Below are 25,126 nucleotides of genomic sequence, written 5' to 3' on the forward strand. Positions count from 1 at the left end.
GGAAGTTGCCATGTTGTCGCAAAATCAATCGAGATACTTGAACACAATCGGCTTTGCCCTGCTTGCATTACTCTTTGCTAGCGACCTTTTGCTGAAACCGCCCAAGGAACTCGTTTTGCTTGCCATAGACTGCATTTCCGCCCTTTACTTTACGGCAACCCTAATCGTCGGACTAAAGGAGAGGAAAAAAGGCGCAGTCGTTGCGTCCGCCGTAGGCGTGATCACAGCCATTGCCTCATTCTTTATCTGACACATTGGTGATCTAGGGGCGATATCGTAGGAATACGACCGGGAGAGCCGGGACCAGATTGCCCGGGTTACCCGGTCGGCTCGCGCGACGGCGCGGCGGTTCGACAGAAAGCTCTCCGGACTTCACGCCGTTTCTGATCGCATTGTAGACAGCCATCTCGTCTTCGCAGTCGGCGAGCACGCGGTGTGCGTCGTCGTTTTGGATGTACAGTAAATCTCGAAGGTCCTCCATGCACCAGCGTCCGAGATTTGGCCATGCGCGTCGCGCGAGCTGATAAGTGTCGATTGCGATGTTGTAGTTAAAGTCCAGACCAAAGCCGTCCCAGGCAGAACGGCATTGTTTCCTTGATTATCAACTTCATCCGGACACTTCCCGCATTCATCCGTGTGTGTACGGATGAATGCGGGGTTCGATACCCTGGCGGCCTGATCGGCAGACCGCCGGGAATTCTCACTCCTCGAAAAAAGCCGGCACTCGGTTAGTCCTGCGCATCTTGAAATCGCCAGTCTCGTGGGAGACGTAGAGAATGCCGTCCATCCCATCTCGTGATGCATACGACAGGTGAACTGAACCGCAATCCGATCCATCATTGTCGAGAAGATCGAACGAATTCGGGTCGCTCGTTGCGGCCAAACGACCACTCAGACAAGAGCCATCGTCATAACAGATTTGCCATTCCATGTCTTCGCCTGCAAGAATCGCCATAGACGGCCTGGTCGCGCCATCGTTGACATACATCCCGTCTATGCCAAACCCATTTTCAGCGCCATCGATGAACGACTGCTCGGACCTATACCTCGCAAATGATGCACATAGCACCATTGCAAGACAAAGTACAAAGCCAACAATCGCTATCTTTGCATAGCTCTTGCCTATCATGTCATTCACCTCCCTCGTATGTATCGAGGTATTCCTGCTTGAGCGTCTGCGAGGACGACTTGATCTTTTCCACGAGCGTGCCGGCCTCGATGAAGTAGAACGAGTCGGTGAGGTCTGCCAGGTCGTCGAGCAGATGGCTTGAAATGAGCACGCTTCGTCCCCGCGCCACCTCGCTGCGCATCGCGTCGCAGGAGGTTTTCCGCTTTCCCGGATCGAGGCCGTTCAGCGGTTCATCGAGGATGAGGTACGGGCAATCGGTCGATATCGCCATGGCAAGCTTTACCTGCTGCTTCATTCCTGTCGAGAGTTTACGGGTCGGCTTGTCGAGATATGGGGAGATTCCGAGGGAGTCGCAGAGCGAGTCGATGTCGGTGGCCGATTTCCACGCCTCCCTAACGAAAGCAAGGTGCTCGATGGCCGATAGCGTGGGGTAGAGATCCGCGCTGCCCGAAGAGCTCAGGTAGACGAGTTCTGCAAATTCGGCTGATCGACGTTGGCAGATTCCGTCTGCCGCCAGGCTTCCCGAGCGGATGCGGGTGGGAAATTGGCCCGACAGCGCTTCAAGAAGGGTGGTTTTCCCCGAGCCGTTGGGGGCAATGAGGCCCGCCGCCGTTCCCGGGCTCAGGAAAAGCGACCCGATTGAAAGTACCGTCGCGCTCCCGTATCCCACGCTCGCGTCCAGAAGCTCGAGCCCATGGTGCTTTTTCGCGGGTCCAGCCTGTTTGGGCGAACGTGCCGCAACGGCGCCGACCGCAAAAAGGACCGCGACGTATGCCAGGGCCACGGCAAGCATCGATGCACTGCCTGAACCGGAGCCAATGAATTCTGTCGGGAAGCATCCCACGTAACCCGTTGCCTCGATAGGCGAGAATACGGCCAGCGGCAGGAGATTGAGCGCGGCGTTATGCTCCAGTGCCGAATCGGACAGTAACGGGAATGCCGGGGCCGCGACAAGCAGCGCGGAGGTAAGGGGGCCCGCGAGGACGCGCCTCGTTGCGGTCGATAGGACGGCGGAGCAAACGGATATCAAGGTTCCGCCCGCAAGCAGCGCGAGAAGCAGGGCCGTGAAGACGTCTCCCGCGGTCGTGGTGGTAAGCGCGCCGTCATGGAAGAAGGCGATCGGGTACCCAATTTGCCCGAAGCCGTTTAGGGCCAAGGCGTAAATGCCCCCGGGTGCGAGGCCGGCGAGGAGCATCGCGGTCCCCGCGGCGATTATCGAAAACACGATCTGAATAAGGCGCCGGAATTTGGGCACGGGCGCCTTCGCCGCCAGGGTCGCAGGCCTTGTGGCGCCGAGCAGGAGTATCGACGAGAGAAGGAAGGGGATGAAGGGAAGGAAAGACGGCGCCGCGGCAATGGCGTAAGGCAGGAAGGAAAGGAATGGCAGGTCGCTTGCGGAGGCCGGGATATCCGTGATGCCGGAGCTGCTCAGGGCACGGCAATACGCGAGCTCCGCGTCATTGGTCTCTCGGTCTCCCACGATGGACCCGGATTGGAAGCCCTCGTCCATGAGCGCGTAGTAGCTCTCGGCAGAATCGAGAAAGGCGGCGTCGGTTTGGGCGGCAAGGGCGGCGTTCGCGTATCTTGCAAGCTCCGCGTCGACTTGCTGCTCTGGAGATAGGTCTGTGCCGCTGGCCTGGGGCGCGCGCGTATTGAATGCGTCGACAAAGCCCTGCATGCCCTGCTTCATAAAGAAGGGCCCGTAGATGGGTGAATTGAACGCAATGGGGACGGAAAAGGCTACAGCGAGAACGAGCGTACAAATCCATACGGCCTTGTCTCTTAGGATTAGTTTGAGAAGAAGTCGACAGTACATTTAGAAGCACCTACGTTCCTCAAAGAATTGTTAGATTAAAAGTAACAGACCGGATGAAGATGCGTAAGATGGGGGCGAGGCGAATGGCTGAGCGGTATCGATACGCGGGTTCAACGGTATTATATTGACCACATAGATTATTAACTTGCTTGACTTGTAAGCCTAATCGTCCTGTCATCATATTCAACTTCGAAAAAAGGGGAATGAGGGCATCCCGATGCATCGAGTATTACTGGAACCCTGGCGATACGCTGAATGATTTGTGACGAATAGTCATGTCCATCAAGAAGGCTCGACGCTTCGGGCAGCTCGTCAATCGATATATCAATTCTTGGAGACATGTATTCCTACCATTTTTAAAGAAACAACGGCGGTAATCGCTATCGCGATTGCGCCAATAATACCGAGCGCCATCTATTTATACTTGATTTAAGGCGGAGTGGAATGTGGGCGCGCAAGGAGATGCGGAATCGATGAGAGCCTCAAAAAAAATTACTGCAGTGTTATCATCTTTCATCCTCTCTATTCTTCCATTTCTGATTCTATGGGCGGCTTGGTCAGTCCTCCCTGATACAATTCCCGCTCATTGGAGTGGGGGTGTGGTTGATCGATGGGGTAATAAGCTTGAATTGCTGGTTGTTCCGCTGTTTTCTCTGATTGGTTCTATTGCAATTTCTGTGTACCTTATTGTTTCCACGCGGCGAAGAGAGTTCGCGGATTTCTCTGTTCGAATGCGACGGGACTTTGTTGCGTGCTATATTTCTAGTCTTCTTTTATCGACAACCTGCTCAGTGATAATTGCCGTTTGGGTTCAGTTGATTCTTACGCAAAACACTGCGGTTGATGGGGGGCTTGGACTATCGATCCTGTATTCCCTTCCCGGGCTATATGTGATCTTGTGCGCTTTGCCGCCTTTTTATGCGAGCGGCGAGAGCAAAAAGGCAGAGCGCCTGATAACAGTTCTTATTGGCGGCGCGGAGATTGTTCTTTGTGGAATAGTGCTTGAAGGTTCGGCTGCCTCTTATGCGATGATTGGACTGATGATTCTGTTCTGTGCGTTTGAGATTGTGTCACAGGTAAGGGATAGCCGGTCCTTATGAGTTGAATTACGCGCGTGCGGATATAAAGGGTGGCATGTTAAATTTGTTGAAAACTCTGACATGCGCTGCCGACTTCATTAAAATCGATTGCCAATCAAGTCTTCCTATATATGCGAGCCCTGAGAAGCTGCGCTGTGAACCTGAGACCGCTATCGATCGGCCCGGTGCACCGGGCCGCTGTCCTCGAGCCGGCAACAGCTTGCCGGTCTCAAAACGTATGCCGTCCGGCACGACCGACGGCCGAGTCTTGCGCCCCGTTCGGGCAGCGCCAGAACCCCGTGCCGGAACCCATGCGGTCGATTGCAGGGGAATTCAGCCGAGGCCATCGAGGAGCCGACCTAGGGACGGTGCCCTCAGTCCTCGAAGGATTTCAACCGCCCCTTAAAGGCTCGGATTGATTTAACGGTTGATTCAATCCGGCAGAATATGCCGGGCATGGACCGGTTGACACAATGTAAGGTAAAAAGCAGATGCGGCCGTACGCCGGTGCGGGGTTCGGGTGATGTGATAGAAAGAAATATACGTATTACATCTAACCAAGAGGTGCGTCATGGCAACCGCCACCGCAGCCCTGAGAATCCCCGAGGACCTTGCGAACAGGTACGACCGCCTGGCGAAGTCGACGGGCCGCACGAAAAACTTCTACATGACGGAGGCGCTTGCCGCAGAGATAGGCAGGCTCGAATACGAGTACGGCCTCATGAATTATCCGGGAAGCGTTTGGTTGCGAGGTATGCCAGTGTGAGGGCCTGATTCGTCAGGCCCCGCACAGGGGGACCGCGATGGTGGCCACCGCGCCGCCCGAGGGGCTGTTGGCGAGCGAGACGGAGCCCCCGTGGGCGCTCGCGGCCTCGGCGGCGGCGTGGAGGCCGAGCCCGTAGTGGCGGCCTCCGTCGCGCGAGGAGCGGGAGGAGTCGTCTGTGAAGAGGCGCTCGCAGCCGCGTTCGAGGGCGGCGGGAGAGAAGCCCGGTCCGTCGTCGGCCACCTCGATGACGAGGTGGCCGCCCTCGACGTCGCAGGAGACCGCCACGCGCGAGCGCGCGTGCTCGGCGGCGTTGGCCACGAGGTTCGCGGCGGCTCGCGCCAGGGCGGTTCGGTCGAGCGGGGCCTCGGGCGCGCCCGCGACAGCGGGGCCCGTGGTCGCGTCGAGCGTCACGCCTCGCGCCCGGGCGATCTGGGCGGCCTCGGCGAGGACCTGTTCGCAGAGCTCGGCCGGCCGCATGGGGGCCCTCTCCGCCCCGCCGGACCCGCGCGAGGCCTCGATGAGCAGGCGCACGTAGCCGTCGAGCCTTTCGACACTGCCGGCTATGTCGCGCGCGGCGGCCGCGAGGTCTGCGTCTTTCTCGTCTTCCAGCTCCTCCGCCACGAAGTCGGCGTTGGCGCGCAGCACGGTGAGCGGCGTCTTGAGGTCGTGGGCGAGCGACGCCACCTGCTCGCGCTGCCCCCGCTCCGCGGCCCAGCGGGCCTCGAGCGACTCGGCGAGGGAGGTCCGCATGGCGTCCATCGCGGCGAGGACGTCGTTCACCTCGCGCACGTTGGTGCTGCCGACCGCGAAGTCGAGCTCCCCCGCGCCGACGCGCCCCGCCGCCTCCGCGAGCGGCGCCATCTTGCGCGAGATCACGCGGCTCGCGCGGCGCGCCACGAGCGCGAGCGCGAGCGCGCTTCCCGCAGCGGCGCCGACGAGCATGAGATTCTGCGGGTTGGGAAGCAGGCCGGCGAGGTCGCGCGAGACCCACTGCGGCAGGTACTCGCTGACGAGTGCGCAGGCCCCGCCGCCCTTGAGCGGGAACGCGGCGTAGGTGAGGCCCGAGCCCCCGCCCTCGATCTCCACTGTGCCCGGATCCGCGGCGAGTGCCGCACGGGCCATTTCCGTCGCGTCCTCGAGCCGCGTGCCCTCGAGGTCTGTCATCAGCGCGTATCCGTCCTTGTTCAGGATGAGGTAGCGGTACGCCGTCGGCACGTCCTGCTGCCCGCAGACGCCGTCGCGTGCCAGGCCCTCCGCGACCTCGCGCGCATTGGCCGGCCCCCAGCTTGCCTCGTAGACGAAGCCCGCGTCGATCGCCGCGGAGAGCGCCATGAACGAGGCGAGCCACGCCGTGGCGACCGCCGCGAACGCGTAGGCGAAGTAGCGCGCGATGACGAAGGAGAGCGGCATGCCCCCGCGACCTCGCGCCCCGGTCCTCAGAGCTGCCACTTGTACCCCATCCCCCAGACGGTCGCGATCGGATCGGCGCCGGCCTCGGAGAGTTTCCTCCGGGCGCGGCTGACCTGCATGGATATGGCCGCGTCGTCGGCGTCGCTCTCCCAGCCGAGCACCGCCTCGCGGATCTGCGCGCGGCTCATGACCTGCCCGGGGTGGCGGGCGAGGTACTCGCAGATGGCGTACCCGGTGGGCGTGAGCGGCACGGCCTCGCCACCCACGGCGAGGCCGCGCGCCCCGAGGTCGATCCGCACCTCCCCGAAGGAGAGGGCGTGCGAGCGCGGCCGGCGCTCACGGCGTAGATGGGCCGCGACCTTGGCGCGCAGCTCCGCGGCCCCGAAGGGCTTGCGGACGTAGTCATCGGCGCCCAGGCCGTAGCCGGCCACGGCGTCCTCCTCGGCCACGCGCGCGGTCAGGAAGATGATGGGCCCGTCGAAGTCCGGGCGGATCTGCCGCACGAGCTCGAAGCCGTCGAGCCCCGGCATCATGACGTCGCAGAGCACGAGGTCGAAGCGCGAGAGGTCCGTCCCCGGGACCGCCGTCGGGTCCGCTGCCTTGACGACCTCGTGGCCGTCGCGGCCGAGGACGCGCGCGAGCGCGTCGAGGATCGCCCGTTCATCATCCACTGCCAGTATCCTCGCCATGTTCGACCTCCTGAAACTCCCGTCGGAATTGTACTTGCGCCGCGCTCAGCGGTCCAGAGCCCCGCGCGCAGCCGCGGGCGCCTCGGCCGCATCGCACGCGCGGTAGCGCACGCCCGAGCCGCCGCGCGCCTCGATCTCGAGCCAGCCCTCGCCGTCCGACTCCCGCCCGAAGAAGATGAGCTGGAGCTCTCGGACATTGCCCCTATCGTCCGCCGCGTCCACCAGGTAGACGTAGTTCGCCCCCGCCCCGATGGCGTCGGTGTAGGAGCTCGCGTGGCTACCGGGCTCGGGCGCGGGCGCCCACATGGCGATCTCAGGGTTGGGCAGCACGCGGTCGGCGATCGAGCGCAGCGCCGACCCCCAGCCGGCGTCGAGCAGGGCATTCCCGCCCAGGACGAGCGCTGCGGAGAGGAGGGCGAGCGCGGCGGCGAGCGGCTTCCTACTCATCTGCCCTCCCGTCCTCGAAGCGGCAGAACCAGGCGATAAGGACGGCGGCGGTCGCCAGGGCGAGCACGAGGCTGGCGAGCGCAGTCGTGAGGAGAGGGCCCGCCGCGCGTGCGGCGTCGATGAAGGCCTCCACCCCGAGCGACCCCAGGCGCGCGGGCCAGGCGAGCGGCACCCAGCTCAGGGGCGTCGCCAGGGCACCGGTGAGCTCGCCGGTCATGAGGCCGTGCGCAAGTCCGCCCACTGAGAAGAACGCGAGGAGCATACCCGCCGCGCCGGCGCCGATGGCGGCGTTGCGGCCGAGGCGCAGGGCCACGCCGAGCCCCAGCGCGTAGAGGGGCAGGCTGCCCAGCACGATGCCCGCCCAGGCGGCCGCAAGCGGAGCGGGCCCGAGCGGCAGGCGCCCGGCGACGGCGAGCACGGCCCCGAACACGCCGAGCGCCACGGCCAGCGCGCCCGCGCCGAGCGCCGCAAGGGCGAGCAGCTTCGCCGCGACGGCGCGCCCGCGCGAGGGGACCGCCGTGAGGTTGGCGAGGCGCCCGGCAGCGCGCTCCTCGTCCACGGCGAGCCCGCAGACGATGGCGGACATGAGCGGCATGAGGGCGCCGAGGAACTGGGCGTAGGCGTCCGCGCCCAGCGCCGGGTCCCATCGGGTTACGGAGAAGTACTCGCCGCAGGCAAGACCGGCTGCCAGGCCGCAGACGAGGTGCACCGCCGCGAGCGGGGAGCGCGCCAGGCGCAGGGCCTCGGAGTGCAGGGCCCGCGGGAGAGTCATGCGCGGCGTCGGGTCGGAGAGTCGTGTCACGGCCATCACCTCTCCTCGGAGCGCGCGAACCAGGCCGCGCCCGCCGCCGTGAGCGCGGCGAACGCGAGCGCGCAGACCGCAAGGCCCGCCAGCGTGAGCATGCCGTCCGCCGTGAGCGCCCCGCCGAGCGCCATGTCCGCCGCGAGTGGCTCGCCGCTCGGCAGCACGGGGATGAAGTTCGTGGGGATGACCATGCTCGCCGACGGCGGAAAGAGCTGCGGCAGCGGCATCAGCGACCAGGCGAACCCGCCCACGAGCTGCGTGGCGAGCGGGCAGAAGATGCCCGCGAGCATGCCGAGCCGCGCCGTGAGGAAGAGCCCTGCGGGGATCATCCACGCCGCGGTCACCGTGTTGGCGAGCGCGCAGAGGAGCATCGTGAGCGTGCCCGCGGCCGTGAGGCCCTGCGAGGAGAACGCCGATCCCGCGAGGTAGATGCCGAAGACCACGAGGTTCGAGAGCGCGCAGAGCGCGAGGCACCAGAGCGCCTTGGCCCACCAGGCGCGCCCGAGCGGGAAGCCCAGGCCCAGAAGCCCCCGCATCCGCGTGCGCGCGTCCGCCCGCGCGACGCACGCCACCACGAGCGAGAGAGACACGGGCAGGAAGAGCGCGTACCAGTAGTTCCACGCGCTGAAGATCTGCACGCCCCGGTAGGGCATCGCGCCGAGCAGCGGCATCGGCAGCGCCATGAGCACGGCCAGGCGAACCGGTGCCGCGTGGCGCGACTTCAGGGCCTCGGCGCGCAGGCCCGCGAGCAGGCCGCCTTTCTCGCCCGTCATGCCGCCACCTCCCCGCGCGCTCGTCGCCCTTCCCGGCAGAAGCTCATGAAGAGTTCCTCGAGGTCCTGCCCGGGCCGAAGCGCATCCTCGTAGGCGAGGCGCCCCCCGCAGATGATGCCGATGGTGTCCGCCATCTGCTGCACCTCGGAGAGGATGTGGCTCGAGACGATCACCGTCGTGCCCGCAGCCGCGAAGCCGCGGATCTGGTCGCGCAGCTCCTCGATGCCGATGGGGTCGAGGCCGTTGGTGGGCTCGTCGAGCACGAGCAGGCGCGGCCGGGCGATCAGCGCCAGCGCGAGCCCCAGGCGCTGTCGCATGCCCATCGAGAAGCGCCCGGCGTGCTTCTTCCCGGTGTCCGCGAGGTCCACGGCGGCGAGCACCTCATCTATGCGGCTCTCGGGAAGGCCCAGCAGCGTGGTGCGCACGCGCAGGTTCTCGCGCGCGGTGAGGTTGGGGTAGAGCGGCGCCTCCTCGATGAGGCTGCCGATTGCGTAGAGGTCCTCGCGGCGCCAGGCGTGCCCGGCAAAGAGGATCTCCCCGGCCGTCGGCCGCAGCATCCCGCAGATCATCTTGAGCGTTGTCGACTTGCCGGCGCCGTTGGGACCGAGCAGCCCGTACACCTCGCCCTCGCGGATATGAAGGCTCACGTCGGCCACGGCGTCCTGCGCCTGGTCGCCGCGGCCGAAGCGCTTGGTGAGCCCGCGCGTCTCGAGCATGTAACCCATGGGCTTATCCTTTCTCTTCCGGGCGCGCGGGCCGAGTCGCCGTGCCCGCGCGCCTTACCTTTCGGGTTCACCATCCATGGTGGGGCGCGTTTCTAACGAAGCCGTAACGGCCGTTGGGCTCTTTTGGCGCCAGCCCTTCTCGACCCGTACGCCACTCATGGTATGTTTATCGCGATAACAAGGACGGAGGTGCCCGTGGCACGCAATAAGTACCCGGAGGAGACGGTCGAGAAGATTCTCGACGTTGCCGAGCGGCTCCTCGTGGAGCGCGGCTACGAGCACACCACGATGACCTGAAGAGCAATACGCTAAACCGAAAAAGGCAATCGAAGCCGCGCCTGTGGACTTATCGAGGGTCGAGATTCCCGCCCCATCCATCGGCACCCAGCAGAAGGTCGTCGACATCCTCGACCGCTTCGGCACCCTAACGAAATCGCTCACCGACGGTAGGATAAACCCCCATGAATATATGAATTGACCTGCTGACTCCAATGAAGATTGGAGAGTAACTGCCAGGGGTGACGGCCCAGCGAGTGTTATTTTGCGAGCTATGCGCATTGAAAGCGACCTTTCGTGGTATAAACTACTTGCCGGAAGCCGCGGCTTTCAGAGTACGGCTTACGTGTACGTTTAACCTCCGTGGGCGACGGGGTGCCGCAAGGCGTAGAATATCGCCCACCTGTAGGGGCCTGCAGCGATGCGGGCCCCGCTTCGTATGAAGGGGGCGTAACCGATGAAGATCGTATCCATCTCCCAGGACTTCTTCGACCTCGTCGAGGGCGACCGCGAGCTCATGCTTAAGCACAATCGCCCCTGCATCGTGGTGGTGAGGCTGCGTTTCCGCGGGAAGCGCAGGGACTTCGCTGTGCCGCTGCGTTCCAACATCGCCCCTAACGCGCCCAAAGACCAGTACTTTGCGTTGCCACCCCGCCCCACGACGCGCCCCGGCTGCCGCCACGGCATCCACTACATCAAGATGTTCCCCATAACCAAGGTCTACCAGCGCCGCTTCAGGACCGAGGGCTCGGCCTACTACGAGACGCTCCAGCGCATCATCGACGGCAACACCAAGCGCATCGTCTCCGAGTGCCAGGCATACCTCGACCGCTACGAGCGCGAGGGAAGGCCTCGCTTTGCCGTCGACATCGACCGCATCGTGGGGCTGCTGGAGACCGAGAAGTAGGGCACCTCGGCTCAGTCTCGAGCCATGCGGAGTCGCTCCGCATTTTTGAACGCCGCGTGTGCGTCCCAAATACTTGAGAAACAAGCTGTGAAGTGCGGTGGCGCGCCCGTGCCCGTGCGCAGCCATCTCCATCAGCGTCTACGGTGCGCTACAACATCACGGGCAAACCGCCTGACAAGCCGAGCATCCTGATCGTTCCGTCTATGAGCTACGTTGCTGTGCGGGGCAAGGGCGATTCCAATGCCGAAGGCGGCGCATAGCAGAACGCGTTGCCGATGCTCTACGGCGTCGCATATACAATCAAGATTTCGAAGAGGGCCCGCGGGAAATCGAGGGCTATTTCGACTTCGTCGTGCCGCCGGTCGAGGGCTTCTGCCGACATGACATGGCTGGGGCTTACCCTCCGACGCGCCCTTGCGCATATTTCCTTATCGGTTTTGAAACCGAGAAAGAGCTGATGATTGATTGGGTCGACCGCAATACGTACATGGAGCGGCTTTGGGCGCTCGAGGGCACCCGGGACATCAAGGTGATCACGGGGATGCGCCGCTCTGGTAGGTCCGAGCTTATGAAGGCGTTCTCCGCCTCCGTTGCTCGGAGGGACCCATCCTCCAACAACGTCTACATCGATCTGCTGGACCTCGACAACGAGCCACTGCTTGAGTATCACACGCTGTATCACGAAATCATCGAGCGGCACAAAGAGGGCACCCGCAACCGTCTCTTCATCGACAAGGTGCAGCTGTGCGAGGGTTTCGAGAAAGCAATTAACAGCATTCACGCACGTGGCGGATGGGATATCTACCTCACGGGATCGAACGCGTTCCTCCTGAGTTCGGACCTGGCAACCCTGTTCACAGGGCGCCACGGGGAGGTACACATCCTCCCCTTCAGCTTCGGCGAATACCGCTCCTGCTTCGACGAGCAGGGAGCCGTCGACGACGACTTCGACGGATTCATCAGGCGCGGCGGGCTCGCCGGGTCCTACGATTACGATGACATCTCGGAGTCGTACGGTTTCCTTCGGCGCGGGTGGATCGGGACCCCCGCCGATCTAGAGGCACTCGGTCAGAATCTGGAACACCTCGCTGCGCTCCAGTTTCTTGGCGCAGCCGCCGGTGAGTACGCAGGTGTCCGCAACCTTGTGCAGCGTCTCGTCGGACGCGTCGGAGCCCATCTCGGCGAAGCTCGTGGGAAGCCCCATCTCGCCGATGAACGTCTGCAGGCGGTCGATGCCCTCGAGCGCCACCGTAAGGTCGTCTTTGCCCTTGGCGTCGACGTCCCACACCTCGCGTGCCCAGCGGGCGAACTGCGCGGGCGCCTCGGGGGCCAGGTGGCGGTAGAGCGCAGGGTGGATGACCGCGAGGCCCATTCCGTGGTTGGTGTGGGTGTACGCGCCGTACTGGTGCTGGATCATGTGCGCCTGGAAGTCCGTTGACTTGCCGATCTTGAGCACGCCGTTCTCGGCCATGGCGGAGTCGTATACGAGCTCGCTTCGGGCATCGAGGTTCTGGTCGTCGTCCGCGATAATCCGCATGTTGCGGATGACGTTACGCTGGATGGCGAGGTTGATGTCGTCGGTGACGTTGCGCCCGCGCGGGCTTCCGAAATAGCTCTCCATGCAGTGCGAGAGCGTGTCGAACGCGCCGCTCATGAACTGCGCGTGCGGTACGGTGAGCGTGAGCGCCGGGTCGAGCGCCGCCCACATGGGCATCGCCCCCAGATAGGCGCCCTTCACGTGCGTCTCCTCGTTGGTGATGACGGCGCCGTTGTTCTGCTCGGCGCCCGTGCCGGAGAGCGTAACGATGCATCCCATGGGGATGAACGAGCTCGGCATCTTGCCGTCGACGTGCTCGAACGCCTCGATGTCCTCATCAAGCATCGCCTGCGCGGAGACCACCTTGCAGCAGTCGAAGACCGACCCGCCGCCGACGGCGAGAATGAAGTCGACCTGTTCCTTGCGTGCGAGCGCGGCGCCTTCCTGGCACTTCTCGTAGGTCGGATTGGGCATGATGCCGCCGAAGTCCACCACGCGCTTGCCCGCGCTCGTGAGCTTATCGACCACGTGGCCGTAGGCGCCGGTTCGCTTGACCGAGCCTCCGCCGTAGGCGAGCATCACTGTCTTGCCCATGGCACCCATTTCGGCGTCGAGCGCCTGGTCCATGGCCCCCTCGCCGAAGTAGTTCCTGACCGGGTAGTCGTACGTGAATGAGTTCATGGCAATTCCTCCTAGTAAGTTATCAGTGCGGTCTGACGCTCGTCTACACGTTGCGCACGAGCCCGGACATCCATTCGATGGTGGCGGGGTCGTGGTGGTCGAAGAACGCGCTGCGCCCGGTGTCGAGCGCGGCGATGGCGACCATCTCGTCGTCGCCCAGCGCGAAGTCGAAGACGTCGAAGTTCTGCTCCATGCGATCGCGGTGCGTGCTCTTAGGGATACAGACCACACCGCGCTGCAGCAGCCAGCGCAACACGACCTGGGCGACCGTCTTGCCGTGCGCCTCGCCGATGCGAGCGAGGACCTCGTTGCGGAAGAGGTCGTTTCTGCCCTCCGCAAAGGGTGCCCAGCCCTCCATGGCTACCTCCTTGCCGGCCATATACTCCTGTGCGTCGCGCTGCTGGAAGAACACGTTGCACTCGACTTGGTTCACGGCGGGGGCGATGCGGTTGAACGAGATGAGGTTTGCGAGGTGATCGGGGTAGAAGTTAGCTGTGCCTATGGCGCGGATAACGCCCTGCTCGTAGAGCTCCTCCATGGCGTGCCACGCGCCGAAGACGTCGCCGAACGGCTGATGGATGAGGTAGAGGTCGACGTAGTCGAGCCCCAGCCGCTTGAGCGACGCGTCGAAGCCGCGCTTGGCCCCCTCGTAGCTCACATCCGACATCCACAGCTTGGTCGTCACGAACACCTCGTCGCGCGGCAGGCCGCTCGCACGAATGGCGGCCCCGACCGCCTCTTCGTTGCCGTAGCTCGCGGCCGTGTCGAGCAGCCGGTAGCCGACCGAGAGCGCGTCCTCCACGGCGCGCTGGCATTCCGCGGCGTTTGGGATCTGATACACGCCGAAGCCGAGCTGCGGCATCCTGACGCCGTTGTTCAAGGTGATGTAGTCCATGGTGCCTTCCTTTCTCGCAACTTGACGTATCCACCATACGAGGGGCGCCGCGGCGGCGGAAGTTTCCGTTGGTGAGGGTTCTATAACGCTGGGGTGCGCACGGGGTTATAACCCGCGGGTTCAGGGCACCGCACCAAAGGGGGATTCCGCCGAGCGCCCCGCGGTCGTACGCTTGGCGATGAGAGAGAACAAGCCACCGACAGGGGATGTGCCTAACGGAGCTCGATGAACGGGCGGACGTGGGCGTCGCAAACAAATGACGGATATCATAGACAGGGAGAACAGGAATGGACAAGCGCGTTCTAGGAAAGAGCGGCATCGAAGTCAGCCCGCTCGGCATGGGCTGCATGGGAATCACGCACGCGAGCGGAGACCCGATGCCCGACGACGAGGCCGTGAGCGTCGTCCGTCAGGCCCACGAGATGGGCTATACCTTCTTTGACACGGCGGAGTGCTACGTTGGCACGTGCGCTGATGGGACCGAGGCGCACAACGAGGACGTGGTGGGCAAGGCGCTCGCGCCCGTGCGCGACGAGGTTGTCATTGCCACCAAGTTCGGCGTCACGCACGCCCCGGACAAGACCATCCTCGTGGACTCGCGCCCCGAGGTTATCCGTATCTCGGTGGAGAAGAGCCTGCGCCGGCTGCGCACCGACCACATCGACCTCTACTACCAGCACCGAATCGACCCAAAGGTCGAGCCCGAGGTCGTTGCAGACACCATGGCAGACCTCATCAAGGAAGGTAAGATCCGCGCCTGGGGAATCTCCGAGGCGACGGAGGAGTACCTGCGTCACGCCGATGCGGTGTGCCCCGTCTCCGCCGTCCAGAACCGCTACTCCATGATGGCACGCTGGAACGAATCCCTGTTCCCCGTGCTCGAGGAGCTGAACGTTGCCTTCGTGGCCTTTTCTCCCATGGCGAACGGCTTTCTGACGGGCGCGTACAGCCACAACACCAGATTCGAGGGCGCCCAAGACTACCGCGATGGCATGCCGCAGTACACAGAGGAAGGCGAAAGGCGCGCCGAGCCCCTCATGCGGTTCGTTCGCGAGCTGGCTGAGCTGCACGCGGCGACGCCCGCCCAGGTCTCCCTTTCCTGGATGCTCAAGAAGAAGCCCTATATCATTCCCATCCCGGGCAGTCGCAAGCCCGAACGACTGCTCGAGAACCTCGGTGCCGCCGAGGTCGGGCTCACCGACGATGAGGTTGCCAAGATCGACGGGCTGCTCAACGGACTCGACCTCATGGTCTTCGGCGGGCATACGGTAAGGTAGGGAGCCATGAACATTAGACCCTATGTCGTCTGTCATGTCTTTGCCGGGCTCAACGGGCGTATCGACGGCGCGTACATGCTCGACCCCGCCGCCTCGCCCGCACGCGCCGCGTACTCTCGCATGCAGGTCGAGTTCGGGGCGGACGCCGTGGCGTACGGGGCCGTGACCACGAAGGGCTTCGTCGGGTCGCGCCCCCTTGCGCTCGATACCCACGGGAGCGCGCCCAAGGGGGACTTCGTGGCGCCTCATGACGAACGATCGTTCTACGTCTCCGTCGACCCCGCCGGGGAGATTGCATGGGAGTCTGCGACCTATCGTCGCGCCGGCCGTGCGGATGCGCACGTCATCGAGATCCTCACCGAGGCGGCATCGCCGGCGTATCGCGACTATCTGCGAGAGCGCGGCGTCTCATACGTGCTTGCCGGCTCGCGCGGGCTAGACCTCCCGCTCGCCCTGCGCAAGCTGCGCGAGCTTTTTGGCATCGAGCGCCTGCTCGTGTGCGGCGGCGGAAAGACGGACATGTCGTTTCTTGCCGCGGGCGTGCTTGACGAGCTGAGCCTCGTTCTCTCCCCGACGGTCTCGGGGGAGCCCGAAACGGCTTCCGTCTTCGACGAGATGCCTCGCTCAGCCGGCGGTTCGCACGTATTCTCGCTTGAGCGCGTCGAGCGCCTTGCCGGCGACGGCCTCCACCTCGTCTATCGAGTGCGGCGATGATGCCGCGCCGTTCGTTTCTGGAGGCTGCCGTGTGGTTGGCCGCTGCGGGCAGCCTTGCCGGCTGCTCGTCGGACGGGACCGCCGGGTTCGCGCGCGGCTCCGCTCCGGGCCCGGTCACGGCGGACACGCCCATCTACGACGTCATCAACAACCCTTTGCTCGATGGCTACGGACGGCTGCTCTTCCCCACAACGCTCCATCCGCCGACGGAGGATATGACGCTCGATGACCTTTCCGCTTGCCTGCCGTGGTACTCGGAAATCCATACGAGCACCACGGGCGACGTCGTCAGTTATCTGCTGTCAGAGCGCGCAGCGGAACGGACGTTCTTCTACGACATCTACACGGATGCCGAGAAGGCCGCCGACCCCTCGCTCGCCAACACGGGGCTCTTCCGCTTCGCTGCCGAGGGAGCGGGCGGCGCGTCTGCACCGTTTGCCGTGGTAAGCGCGGGCGGCGGATTCGCCTACGTCGCTGCCATGCACGACTCCTTCCCGCACTGTCTGCACCTGGCCCGTTCCGGCGTCAACGGGTTCGCGGTCATCTATCGGCCGGACGCGCAGCTCGCCTGCGAGGACTTGGCCCGCGCCGTCTCCTTCATCTTCGAGCACGCCGACGAGCTCAGCGTGGACACGTCGGGCTATTCGCTGTGGGGCGGCTCGGCCGGTGCGCGCATGGCGGCATGGGTCGGCGGCTACGGCCCGGCCGCCTTTGGCGCGCCAGTAGGAACGCCCCAGCCCGCGGCGGCCATCATGCAGTACACCGGCATGAGCGAACTGACGGGTGCCGACCCCGCGACCTACGCCTGCGTGGGTGATCGCGACGGCATCGCGAGCTGGCGCACCATGCAGGCGCGTCTCGAAGCGCTCTCAGCAACGGGCGTGCCCACGGAGTTTCATGTTTACGAAGGCCTGAGCCACGGCTTTGGCCTGGGTGTCGACACCGTGGCAGAGGGCTGGATCGACGATGCCCTCGCGTTTTGGAAGGCGCAGCGATGAGGATGGCAAGACGTACACACCCCACGGTTATAAGCTGCCTACGAGCAGGAACTTCTCGCCGGATCTCCTCACGCCTATGGTAAAGGCGGTATCAGACAATACGTAAGGAGTGAGACGTATGATTCTTTTCATCAACGGAAGCCCCAACAAGGATGGCAACACGGCGCGCCTGGCGCGCGAGCTCATCGGCGATCGCCCGTACGAGCAGCTGAATCTTGTCGAGCACAAGGTCTACGGCTACGGCCAGAGCTACGGCGACGATGACTTCGAGGACGTGCTCGCGCGCATCGAGGCGGCGGACACCCTGGTCGTGGGGTCGCCCGTCTACTGGCACAGCCTCTCCGGCATGCTGCGCAACCTGCTCGACCGCTTCTACGGTCCGGTGCGCGAGGGCAGTATGAGCGGCAAGACGCTCTATTTCGTGTTCCAAGGTGGCGCGCCCACGCGCGAGATGCTCGATTGGGGCGAGTACACCATGAAGCGCTTCGCCGCGCTCTACGGCATGACCTACGGCGGCATGGTCGACAACACGCACGAGGCAAGGGCGCTCTCGAAGAAGCTCGCGTAGTCCCGACTTGCGTAACCCAGTTCGGCGGCGGTGGGCCCGTGAAGACGGAGGCCCACCGTCCCTTTTCGTTCGCCTAGCGTATGGTCGGACGGGCGCTGCGGGCGACTACCCGCATGGGCAGGGCACCCAGAAGCGCATGGAAATCCTCTGGTAGCAGCTGGCAGCACATCTGAACCAGAAACAGGATCGCAAGTGCCACGTCGACCGCGTGGCGCCGCGCCCTTTGCTCGCCGCGTCATGAGAACAGCCGCCCCATAATATCTTCGTCATGTGCAAACAGGTACCCGCCCGCTCCGTGCTGGCCCGCGTCCGCAGCAAAGCCCCGCTCGGTGAAGTAGCTCGTGGGCTTGACATCGAGCACGACCAGCTCGCTGATGCGCTCCTCGGAAAGCCTGCGAGCTCGATAGGCGGCGCGAATCTCCTCGTACGCCTCGCGCGCGGGTCCGGAGCCGTAATAGTCGTCGTTCTCGCCGATAGCCATATACACGGGAACCTCGGCTGTGGTGAGCGTCTCGATGTCGCCGTCCCAGCGCGAGATGGTGTGAAGCGCACGGCGGTAGAGCTCGGGGCGCGTTCCCAAGACGATGGAGATGGTCTCGCCGCCGCCCGAGCATCCGCTCAGGTACACATGGTCCGCATCGATGCTGTAGGCGCCGAGCAGCCATTCGGTGAGCCCCACCACGTCTGACGCCGATTGCTCGTCCCAGGCGTCGAGCTGGGGCGAGGCCACGATCATGTCGGCGATGTAGTCGTTCGCCACGAAGGGGTAGTCCTCCTGAAGATTCGCCCCCACGCCCTGGAAGTAGAGCCCCTCCCAGCCGGGGCAGGCCACGTAGAGCGCATAGGGCGCGGACCCGTCATAGGAGTCCGGCACATGGAGCGAGAAGTGCAGCGTCCTGCCCGATGGCGTCTGCAGGGCGTCGTCAACGACGAAGCCGCGGTCTGTCTGCGACCCCTCCGTGAGGACGTAGCCGCCAAGCTCACGGACATCCGCGCAGCCGACCAGGCCTTCCCCGAGTACCAGCCCGCCCGCAGCGAGCGCGGCAGCCTCGATAAAGGACCTGCGTGAAAGATGGCTCACGTGCATAGTTCCTCTTTCTGAATGAACCAAGCCGAAGCCGCAGGCTTTCGGCTTGGCGAGAAGCGCATCAGCGGCCGCTGTTGGCCTCTTGCAGCTCGGCAAGGGTCACGTGCTCGTTGCGGAAGCGTGCCGCGGGATTCTTGTCGCCCGCCGCGCAGGTGATGGCGTGCGCGGGACAGGCGTGCATGCAGGCGAGGCAGGCGTTGCAGCCAAAGCCCGCCTGTGCGTTACGGACAGCCTTGCCGCCCTCGAGTGCGATGCAACCAGTCGGGCACACCTTTGCGCACGCCCCACATCCCACGCACTTCTCGGAATCAACGGTCAGGAATCCGCCCAGCATCGCCGGCTCGAAGCGCAAGCCCCGGCTCATGAACTGCTCGTGGGCAGCGCGATCCTCGTCGGTCACCGGCTCGAGCCACTGGCGGCGCGCCGCGACGTCCGCGCGGATGCGCGCAAGGTTCTCGCCGATCTTCTTCTCGGGAATGCGGGCGCGCTGCTCGTCCATGTCGAAGTTGGGCAGCCAGTTGTCCACCATGAGGAGTGTGGTTGCGTAGGCAGGGTTGAGCCCCGCCGCCCGCGCGTCCTCCAGGCACAGCTCGACGGCATTGGCGTGCCGGTTGCCGTAGGTGCAAACGAAGTAGAGGTAGGGCGTGTCGAGCGTCGCGCGCTCGAGGAACGTCTTCACCATGTCGGGCATCATGTGCCCGTAGATGGGGTACACGATGCCAATCGTATCGTCCACGTAGGCGAGCTCGCCCTCGCGGCGCAGCTCCTGCGGGATGCTCAGGACCCTCTCGCCCTCCGCGGCCAGCTCGCGCGCCACGTAGAGGCAGTTGCCCGTCCCGGTGAAGTATAGGATCATTCGAAACTCCCAGATTGTCAGCGGTCTGTCATCTCTAATTGCTTATGCCAGGCCGAGACCGGCGACCCAATCACGAACTCCGGACTCGTCCACACTGGACGAGAAGCGCTGGCCCTCCTGCCGCTCCCCGCTGCCCGCGGCCTCGGCGAGTAGCTCGCCGCTCCGGCCAAGACTCGAGGAGGAAGAGGTGCAGAACGGGAGCACCGTCTTGCCGTCCCAGTCGTTGCCTGAGATGAAGTTGTCGATGGGCCAGGCCGCGATGCCCCACCAGATGGGATACCCCACGAGCACGGTGTCGTAGTTCTCCCAGCCGTCCGGCGTGACCTGCGTAAGCTCGACGTCGCGCAGGCTCTCGTCCTCGTGCTCGCGGGTCACGCGGCTACTGTCGTCGGTCCAGTCGAGGTCATCGTCGGAGTAGGGCTCCGTAGGCGTCACCTTAAAGAGATCGGCGCCGAGCTCGTCGGCGATGGTCTGAGCTACGGCAGCGGTGTGGCCCTGTGCCGAGTAGTAGGCCACGAGGACGTTGCCGCCTGCAGCGGGCGCGGCGGCGGGCTGGTCCTCGGCGGCGGCTTGGCCGCCGTCACCCTGGTTGCAACCGGAGAGCATCGTTGCGCACAGCGCGGCTCCGAGTAGGAAGTTTCTTCTAGTCACGGTCGGGTTTGCGGTCATGGGGCATCTCCTCCGTTGGCTTGGTTGGTCCGTTATCGTCTGAGCGCTACTCCTGCGCGTCGAAATCGGGGCGTATGGCCAGGTAGCCCGCGAGTGCTTCCTCAGTGGCGGTGTAGTAGGTCATGGTCCCGTCGAGCTTGGCAATCTCGGCCATCTCGTCTTCGGTGAGGGAGAAGTCGAAGATGTTCGCGTTGTCGGCGATGTGGGCGGGGTTCTTGGAGCCGGGGATGATGGAGGTTCCCATCTGCACGTGCCAGCGCAGGATCACCTGGGCCGGGGTCTTGCCGTACTTCTCGGCGAGAGCGACGAAGACGGGCTCCTCCAGAAGACCTTTGTCGCCGTGGCCGAGCGGGTACCACGCCTCGATCACCGTGCCGTACGGCGCGAGGTAGGCGCGCAGGTCGCGCTGGGCGTGGTAGGGGTGGCACTCAACGGTCACGAGCTGCGGCTTGATGTCGGCGACCTCGATGACCTCGGCGGTCTTGTCTTGCGGGAAGTTGGAGAGGCCGAGGGCGCGCACCTTGCCCGCGCGGTACGCCTCCTCCATCGTGCGCCACGCGGCCAGGTGGTCGCCTACCGGCTGGTGCAGGATGAGCATGTCGACGTAGTCGAGCCCCAGGCGCTGGAGCGTGGCGTCCACCGCCGGCATTCCCGCGTCGTAGACGCTCGGCCAGAGCTTGGTGGAGACGAAGATCTTGTCGCGCGCGATGCCGCTCTTGGCGATGGCGCGGCCCACGGCGCGCTCGTTCATGTAGGCGTTGGCGGTGTCGATGTGCTCGTAGCCAGCCGCGAGCGCGGCGGTTGCGGCCGCCTCGGCCTCGGCCGGGGTCATGAGGAAGGTGCCCAAACCCTCGATGGGCATCTCTACGTCGTTGTTGAGCTTCAGATACTCCATGGTCTCCTCCTTAATGGTGACTTTTCGAATACAAGGCTACGGCGTTTACTGACGTGCGAGAAGTTCACGTTGGAATGATGGATATAACCATGGGGTATATACGGCACATAATGCGTGACGGGAGGATCGATGTACAATCCACAGCTTGACACTTTCATCCGCGTGGCGGAGGCGGGCAGCTTCTCCAAGGCGGCACAAGAGTCCTTCATCACGCCCACGGCCGTCATCAAGCAGATGAACCTGCTGGAGTCGCGGCTAGGCCTTACGCTGTTTCACCGATCGCATCAGGGGCTTTCGCTTACGCGAGCAGGCAGGTCGCTGCTCGCCGACGCCCGCCATATCGTGCAGTACTCTCAAGAATCAATCGCGCGCGCCCGCGTCGCCGAGCGTGGAGAGAAGCGCATCATCCGCGTGGGAGTGTCGCTCATGACGCCCAGCACGCCGCTCACGAAGCTGTGGCCGAAGGTGAAGGAACGTTGCCCTGGCATGAGCCTTCAGGTGGTCACGTTTGAAAACACACCCTCGGCGGCGCGCGGTTTGGCGAACCTCGGGCAAGACATGGATATCGTGGTGGGGATTTTCGACGATGCCTTTCTTAAAGAGCGCGGGTGCCTGGGCCTCGAGCTCTCGCGCGAGCCGCTCTGGTGCGCCGTTCCCGTCGACAGCGAACTCGCCAAACGCGACATCGTCACATTCGACGACCTCCACAATCGCAGTCTTATGCTTATACGTCGGGGCTGGAACGCCGAAATCGACCGCGTGCGCGACGAGATGCTCTTGCATCATCCTCAAATCGCGCTCGTGGACTTCCCGCAATATCGGGCGGAGGTGTTCAATCGCAGCGCGAACGAGGACCTCGCGCTTGCGACGCTGCCGTTGTGGGTCAACGTCCACCCCATGCTCAAAACCGTCCCTACCGATTGGGACTGTCTCGTGTCTTACGGGCTGCTTCATTCGCCGCATCCCGCAGACCATGTGCGGGAGTTCCTCGATGCGGTGTCTGCTGTGCTCGAGGCAAAGCATCGATAGGCAATCGCGAGCAGATGCGCTTATGCCTATGGGGACAACGGGAATAACAGCCTCCGAACCTTCTGGTTCGGAGGCTTTCTTTTTGCATGTCTGCCTAAAACGACTCCTTGCCAAAGCCCCTTGAGCATCGGGTGGCATTATTGAGCGTGGGCGTTATCGTAGATATCTTTGATCTCTTCCGGCAAATTGTCGGGAATCAGCGCCTTCAGTCTATCCTCGTTGCCATCTTGGATCGCCTGCTCGTAGTACCAGCATTTGAACTTCAACATGTCCAGCGCACGGTTCATGTTTGCGATCTCCGACTCCATGTGGGCCTTTCGTTCCTCGAACATGGCCTTGCGCTTGGGATATGTCGATGGGCCCTCCGCGCACCATTCCATGAACAGTCGGATGTCTTTGATTTCCATTCCGGCCTTCTTCAGGCATTCGATGACCCGAAGCGCCTCGAGTTCCGTATCGCCGAATCGGCGAATGCCGGACGTCCGCTCCAGCCCCGGGAACAGCCCCTGCTTGTCGTAATACCGCAGCGTGGAAACGGGCAGACCGAACATCTCCGCCACCTGTCCGATTGTGTACATGGTCCCTCCGGATAAATCTCGAATTCATTCCTTGACCTAAAGTCAGGTTTAGGTATTACCTTCATTCTCGTCAATATAAATTGGGAGCGCAAGGGGTGTTCCGTAATCGCCGGCCACCCCGCCCTTGAGCAGGCGCGACGAATGGGCATGGGAATCTAGGCGGGCAGCTTGGCCGCACGGAAACAGATTTGTGCCTAATACCATCGACAGGAGGAATCAAACATGACGATCAAGCAGACGGCGGGCAGAGATGCCCTGGGGGATTTTGCCCCCAAATTTGCACAGCTCAATGATGACGTGCTGTTCGGCGAGGTATGGAGCCGAGAAGACAGGCTTTCCCTTCGAGACCGCAGCGTGGTGACGGTTGTGGCCCTGATGGCGCAGGGGCTGACGGACTCTTCGTTCCAATATCATCTGATGTCCGCAAAGAACAACGGCGTGACCAGGACTGAGATAGCGGAAATCCTTACGCATGCGGCGTTTTATGCGGGATGGCCCAAGGCGTGGGCGGCCTTTCGCATGGCGAAGGAGGTCTGGGCGGACGAAGACGCTGCCGACGCAAAGGCGCAGCACCAAAACGAGATGGCTTTTCCTATCGGCGCCCCCAACGACGCATTTGCGAAGTACTTTATCGGGCAAAGCTACCTCGCGCCCCTTTCCACCGACCAGGTCGGCATTTACAACGTTACGTTTGAGCCCGGCTGCCGCAACAACTGGCACACGCATCACGCCAAAAGCGGCGGCGGGCAGATCCTCGTCTGCGTGGCTGGCCGAGGGTTTTACCAGGAATGGGGCAAACCGGCACAGGAGCTGTGCCCCGGCGATGTAGTAAATATTCCCGCAGGCGTAAGGCACTGGCACGGTGCGGCGCCCGACAGCTGGTTCTCCCATCTCGCGGTGGAGGTTCCGGGCGAGGAGGCCTCCAACGAGTGGTTGGAGCCCGTGGACGACGAGCAATACCTTAAAGCGACTGACAAGGAGGCTTAAATACCTTCGCCGTCCGCGCCGCCGAGAGCAGGGCGCCCAAATCGGCCTGGATTGCCTCTGCCTTGCTTCCAAGCTGCAGCGGAGCCGAGTCGCCCGAGATGTTTACGCTTAACAGGTGCGCATCCGTCAGCTTTGCGGTCATGCTCCAGAACGGGAGTGTGATGATGCCGGGGGTCATCTCGCCCACGCCGAGCTCCAGCAACAGCACGCGGCTACTACCGCGCTCGCGCACGAAGTGCTCATATCGTTCGAGGCCCTCGCGCCATGCCGTGCCCTGCAAAAACGTGTCGTCGCGCACCCACGGCACAAGCTGCCAACCGCAGTGCGGGCATCGGGGGACATCCTCGCTGCGGATCTCGAACCCCGCCATGCCTGCGAGCATGCGCTCGACGTAGGGACTCGCATCGAAGATCTCGTCGCAGCATGGTTGCTTGCACTGAAGGTGCGCGAAGCTTCCCTGGTAGTTGCAGATCCTCTCGGCGGGAAACGTCTTTTCGACCTGGGTGTCCACATTGGTGCTCAGGATGAAGTAATCCTTATGGCTGATGAGGGACCGCAGGTCGAGATAGGGTTGCGAGGCAGGCTTGCGCAGCATGAAATCGATGTATCGCGCGTAGTAGGCCCATTGCTGCTCGAGGCTGGGGTAGAGGTGGTAGAAGCCGTCGAAAAGGCTCTTGAAGCCAAAGGCCCGCTGCCAGTCCGTCATTCCGGCGCGCGCCATGCCTGCGCAGTTGTAATGGTTGAACCCGGCGGCGCTCGACATGCCCGAGCCGATGCCGACGATGATGGCATCGGCATCGTCGATAAGGCTTCGAAGCCTACGCGCTTCCCTCTCTAGAGACGGCATTGGGCAATCTCCTCGAAAGCCGGGGTCATATCGCCGTCAACGAGAATCGTCTCGCACGATGCATCGGGCGCCATGGCCTGGCTGTAGTTGAACACGATGTAGGTGGCGTGTTCGCAGACGTTCGCGACCTGAGCGAGCATGCGCTTTATGACGCCGTTGCGCAGTCCCACACCAAGTTCGAGGATGGCAACCTTGTGGTTGTGATGGGCTTGCACAAGGTGTGCGAGCTCTTCGAGCTGTGCCATGGCGAGGGTATCTGGATGGGCGAGACGCCGCTCGTCAATCGACGTGCGTATGCTCCCCTCCGTTTCGAGCACGCTGTTCTCGTTGAACCCTGCACGTGCGAAGTGTCCGTCGATATTGCACGTGATCACGAAGGTGTCAGCGTGCTCCGTAAGATGCCGCAGCCTGTTCATGAGCGGGCTGGGCTCATACTCGACATACTCCTTTTGATGGAACCGCTCGGCCCATCGGCGTCGTACGTTTGCATCTGGAGAGGCGAGCCCCTGCAGTATGCAGCCGATGCCGTCGGCCTGAGCGAGGTCCCCGTACGCCTCTCGGAAATGGGCGTCGGCGCAGAAGAGATTGAGCCCCTCCGCCATGTCGAGCCCGTTGCTGGCGCCGATGATGACAAGATCCGCCTCGGCAAGTGCCTGGCCGATACGAACCGCTTTTACCGTTTCCAT

27 protein-coding genes and 2 pseudogenes are annotated in these 25,126 nt (G+C 63.4%); 12 read left to right on the plus strand and 17 right to left on the minus strand.

Annotated elements, in window-relative coordinates; genetic code table 11:
• The first annotated feature begins 10 nt into the window (after positions 1-10).
• Positions 11-250, plus strand: coding sequence for a hypothetical protein (locus ACKUTP_RS08115; protein WP_390398053.1), 240 nt, complete (start codon positions 11-13; stop codon positions 248-250).
• A 450-nt stretch (positions 251-700) separates the two neighbouring features.
• Here the strand turns inward: ACKUTP_RS08115 and ACKUTP_RS08120 are convergent, their stop codons facing one another.
• Positions 701-1,129 (minus strand): hypothetical protein, encoded by a 429-nt coding sequence (locus tag ACKUTP_RS08120; RefSeq protein WP_409064030.1) that lies wholly within the window; start codon positions 1,127-1,129, stop codon positions 701-703.
• A gap of 1 nt (position 1,130) precedes the next feature.
• Positions 1,131-2,819 (minus strand): ATP-binding cassette domain-containing protein, encoded by a 1,689-nt coding sequence (locus ACKUTP_RS08125; RefSeq protein ID WP_409064031.1) that lies wholly within the window; start codon positions 2,817-2,819, stop codon positions 1,131-1,133.
• A 599-nt stretch (positions 2,820-3,418) separates the two neighbouring features.
• On the opposite strand from ACKUTP_RS08125, the gene ACKUTP_RS08130 reads away from it, so the two are divergent.
• Positions 3,419-4,045 (plus strand): DUF1648 domain-containing protein, encoded by a 627-nt coding sequence (locus ACKUTP_RS08130; RefSeq protein WP_055287380.1) that lies wholly within the window; start codon positions 3,419-3,421, stop codon positions 4,043-4,045.
• 550 nt (positions 4,046-4,595) lie between these two features.
• Entirely contained in the window at positions 4,596-4,790 is a 195-nt protein-coding gene (locus tag ACKUTP_RS08135) for a ribbon-helix-helix domain-containing protein (protein WP_138341788.1), read from the plus strand.
• Between the two features lie 12 nt (positions 4,791-4,802).
• Here ACKUTP_RS08135 and ACKUTP_RS08140 read toward each other — a convergent pair whose 3' ends face one another.
• Genes ACKUTP_RS08140 through ACKUTP_RS08165 form a run of 6 tightly spaced genes read right to left on the minus strand, consistent with a single transcriptional unit; the run spans position 4,803 to position 9,639 of the window.
• Positions 4,803-6,200: a sensor histidine kinase gene (locus ACKUTP_RS08140; RefSeq protein ID WP_409064032.1), complete on the minus strand. Its 1,398-nt coding sequence runs from the start codon at positions 6,198-6,200 to the stop codon at positions 4,803-4,805.
• Between the two features lie 26 nt (positions 6,201-6,226).
• The gene (locus ACKUTP_RS08145) at positions 6,227-6,889 is read right to left on the minus strand and encodes a response regulator transcription factor (RefSeq protein WP_409064033.1); all 663 of its coding nucleotides are present in this window, start codon (positions 6,887-6,889) and stop codon (positions 6,227-6,229) included.
• Between the two features lie 45 nt (positions 6,890-6,934).
• Positions 6,935-7,336: a hypothetical protein gene (locus ACKUTP_RS08150; RefSeq protein ID WP_409064034.1), complete on the minus strand. Its 402-nt coding sequence runs from the start codon at positions 7,334-7,336 to the stop codon at positions 6,935-6,937.
• Positions 7,329-8,144 carry a lantibiotic ABC transporter permease gene (locus ACKUTP_RS08155; protein WP_409064035.1) on the minus strand — a complete coding sequence of 272 codons (816 nt, stop codon included), beginning with the start codon at positions 8,142-8,144 and terminating at the stop codon, positions 7,329-7,331. Before ACKUTP_RS08155 ends, ACKUTP_RS08150 begins: the two co-directional genes overlap by 8 nt.
• A complete protein-coding gene (locus ACKUTP_RS08160) occupies positions 8,144-8,914 on the minus strand; it encodes a hypothetical protein (protein WP_409064036.1) in 771 nt (256 codons plus the stop codon). The genes ACKUTP_RS08155 and ACKUTP_RS08160 overlap by 1 nt, the downstream gene beginning before the upstream one ends.
• Positions 8,911-9,639 carry a lantibiotic protection ABC transporter ATP-binding protein gene (locus ACKUTP_RS08165; RefSeq protein WP_409064037.1) on the minus strand — a complete coding sequence of 243 codons (729 nt, stop codon included), beginning with the start codon at positions 9,637-9,639 and terminating at the stop codon, positions 8,911-8,913. The genes ACKUTP_RS08160 and ACKUTP_RS08165 overlap by 4 nt, the downstream gene beginning before the upstream one ends.
• A gap of 195 nt (positions 9,640-9,834) precedes the next feature.
• Here ACKUTP_RS08165 and ACKUTP_RS08170 point away from each other — a divergent pair.
• The 3 genes and pseudogenes from ACKUTP_RS08170 to ACKUTP_RS08180 form a co-directional block, all read left to right on the plus strand.
• Positions 9,835-9,930: pseudogene (locus tag ACKUTP_RS08170) on the plus strand (TetR/AcrR family transcriptional regulator); the annotation flags it as partial.
• A 442-nt stretch (positions 9,931-10,372) separates the two neighbouring features.
• Entirely contained in the window at positions 10,373-10,822 is a 450-nt protein-coding gene (locus ACKUTP_RS08175; RefSeq protein ID WP_409064038.1) for a hypothetical protein, read from the plus strand.
• 568 nt (positions 10,823-11,390) lie between these two features.
• Positions 11,391-11,669: pseudogene (locus tag ACKUTP_RS08180) on the plus strand (AAA family ATPase); the annotation flags it as partial.
• A 207-nt stretch (positions 11,670-11,876) separates the two neighbouring features.
• On the opposite strand, the gene ACKUTP_RS08185 reads toward ACKUTP_RS08180, so the two are convergent.
• Both ACKUTP_RS08185 and ACKUTP_RS08190 read right to left on the minus strand, forming a co-directional pair.
• Positions 11,877-13,040 carry an iron-containing alcohol dehydrogenase gene (locus tag ACKUTP_RS08185; RefSeq protein WP_409064039.1) on the minus strand — a complete coding sequence of 388 codons (1,164 nt, stop codon included), beginning with the start codon at positions 13,038-13,040 and terminating at the stop codon, positions 11,877-11,879.
• A 43-nt stretch (positions 13,041-13,083) separates the two neighbouring features.
• A complete protein-coding gene (locus ACKUTP_RS08190) occupies positions 13,084-13,935 on the minus strand; it encodes an aldo/keto reductase (RefSeq protein WP_409064040.1) in 852 nt (283 codons plus the stop codon).
• 287 nt (positions 13,936-14,222) lie between these two features.
• Between ACKUTP_RS08190 and ACKUTP_RS08195 the strand changes: the two genes are divergently transcribed.
• From ACKUTP_RS08195 to ACKUTP_RS08210, 4 genes are all read left to right on the plus strand, one after another.
• Positions 14,223-15,212: an aldo/keto reductase gene (locus tag ACKUTP_RS08195; protein WP_409064041.1), complete on the plus strand. Its 990-nt coding sequence runs from the start codon at positions 14,223-14,225 to the stop codon at positions 15,210-15,212.
• 6 nt (positions 15,213-15,218) lie between these two features.
• Positions 15,219-15,926, plus strand: a complete 708-nt coding sequence (locus tag ACKUTP_RS08200) for a RibD family protein (RefSeq protein ID WP_409064042.1) — start codon at positions 15,219-15,221, stop codon at positions 15,924-15,926.
• On the plus strand, positions 15,923-16,924 hold the full coding sequence (locus ACKUTP_RS08205; RefSeq protein ID WP_409064043.1) for an alpha/beta hydrolase: 1,002 nt from the start codon (positions 15,923-15,925) through the stop codon (positions 16,922-16,924). The genes ACKUTP_RS08200 and ACKUTP_RS08205 overlap by 4 nt, the downstream gene beginning before the upstream one ends.
• Before the next feature lie 118 nt (positions 16,925-17,042).
• Positions 17,043-17,492 (plus strand): flavodoxin family protein, encoded by a 450-nt coding sequence (locus tag ACKUTP_RS08210; protein ID WP_409064044.1) that lies wholly within the window; start codon positions 17,043-17,045, stop codon positions 17,490-17,492.
• A gap of 235 nt (positions 17,493-17,727) precedes the next feature.
• On the opposite strand, the gene ACKUTP_RS08215 is transcribed toward ACKUTP_RS08210, so the two are convergent.
• The 4 genes from ACKUTP_RS08215 to ACKUTP_RS08230 form a co-directional block, all read right to left on the minus strand.
• Entirely contained in the window at positions 17,728-18,573 is an 846-nt protein-coding gene (locus tag ACKUTP_RS08215) for a prolyl oligopeptidase family serine peptidase (protein ID WP_409064045.1), read from the minus strand.
• Between the two features lie 67 nt (positions 18,574-18,640).
• Complete coding sequence (locus ACKUTP_RS08220) at positions 18,641-19,435, minus strand: EFR1 family ferrodoxin (protein ID WP_409064046.1); 795 nt, start codon at positions 19,433-19,435, stop codon at positions 18,641-18,643.
• 42 nt (positions 19,436-19,477) lie between these two features.
• The gene (locus ACKUTP_RS08225; protein ID WP_409064047.1) at positions 19,478-20,104 is read right to left on the minus strand and encodes a flavodoxin; all 627 of its coding nucleotides are present in this window, start codon (positions 20,102-20,104) and stop codon (positions 19,478-19,480) included.
• Between the two features lie 46 nt (positions 20,105-20,150).
• On the minus strand, positions 20,151-20,999 hold the full coding sequence (locus ACKUTP_RS08230) for an aldo/keto reductase (protein WP_409064048.1): 849 nt from the start codon (positions 20,997-20,999) through the stop codon (positions 20,151-20,153).
• A gap of 129 nt (positions 21,000-21,128) precedes the next feature.
• Here ACKUTP_RS08230 and ACKUTP_RS08235 point away from each other — a divergent pair, with 129 nt between their 5' ends.
• On the plus strand, positions 21,129-22,028 hold the full coding sequence (locus ACKUTP_RS08235) for a LysR family transcriptional regulator (protein ID WP_409064049.1): 900 nt from the start codon (positions 21,129-21,131) through the stop codon (positions 22,026-22,028).
• Positions 22,029-22,165: 137 nt separating this feature from the next.
• Here ACKUTP_RS08235 and ACKUTP_RS08240 read toward each other — a convergent pair whose 3' ends face one another.
• Positions 22,166-22,606 carry a MerR family transcriptional regulator gene (locus tag ACKUTP_RS08240; RefSeq protein WP_409064050.1) on the minus strand — a complete coding sequence of 147 codons (441 nt, stop codon included), beginning with the start codon at positions 22,604-22,606 and terminating at the stop codon, positions 22,166-22,168.
• 222 nt (positions 22,607-22,828) lie between these two features.
• On the opposite strand from ACKUTP_RS08240, the gene ACKUTP_RS08245 reads away from it, so the two are divergent.
• The gene (locus ACKUTP_RS08245) at positions 22,829-23,593 is read left to right on the plus strand and encodes a carboxymuconolactone decarboxylase family protein (protein WP_409064051.1); all 765 of its coding nucleotides are present in this window, start codon (positions 22,829-22,831) and stop codon (positions 23,591-23,593) included.
• Here the strand turns inward: ACKUTP_RS08245 and ACKUTP_RS08250 are convergent.
• Together ACKUTP_RS08250 and ACKUTP_RS08255 are read right to left on the minus strand one after the other, a co-directional pair.
• Positions 23,568-24,440 carry a hypothetical protein gene (locus ACKUTP_RS08250; RefSeq protein ID WP_409064052.1) on the minus strand — a complete coding sequence of 291 codons (873 nt, stop codon included), beginning with the start codon at positions 24,438-24,440 and terminating at the stop codon, positions 23,568-23,570. The two genes, ACKUTP_RS08245 and ACKUTP_RS08250, sit on opposite strands and share 26 nt — an antisense overlap.
• Entirely contained in the window at positions 24,428-25,126 is a 699-nt protein-coding gene (locus ACKUTP_RS08255; RefSeq protein ID WP_409064053.1) for a hypothetical protein, read from the minus strand. Before ACKUTP_RS08255 ends, ACKUTP_RS08250 begins: the two co-directional genes overlap by 13 nt.

Origin of the sequence: Collinsella sp. wc0529, assembly GCF_046116875.1 — a bacterium.
Classification (GTDB): Bacteria; Actinomycetota; Coriobacteriia; order Coriobacteriales; family Coriobacteriaceae; genus Collinsella.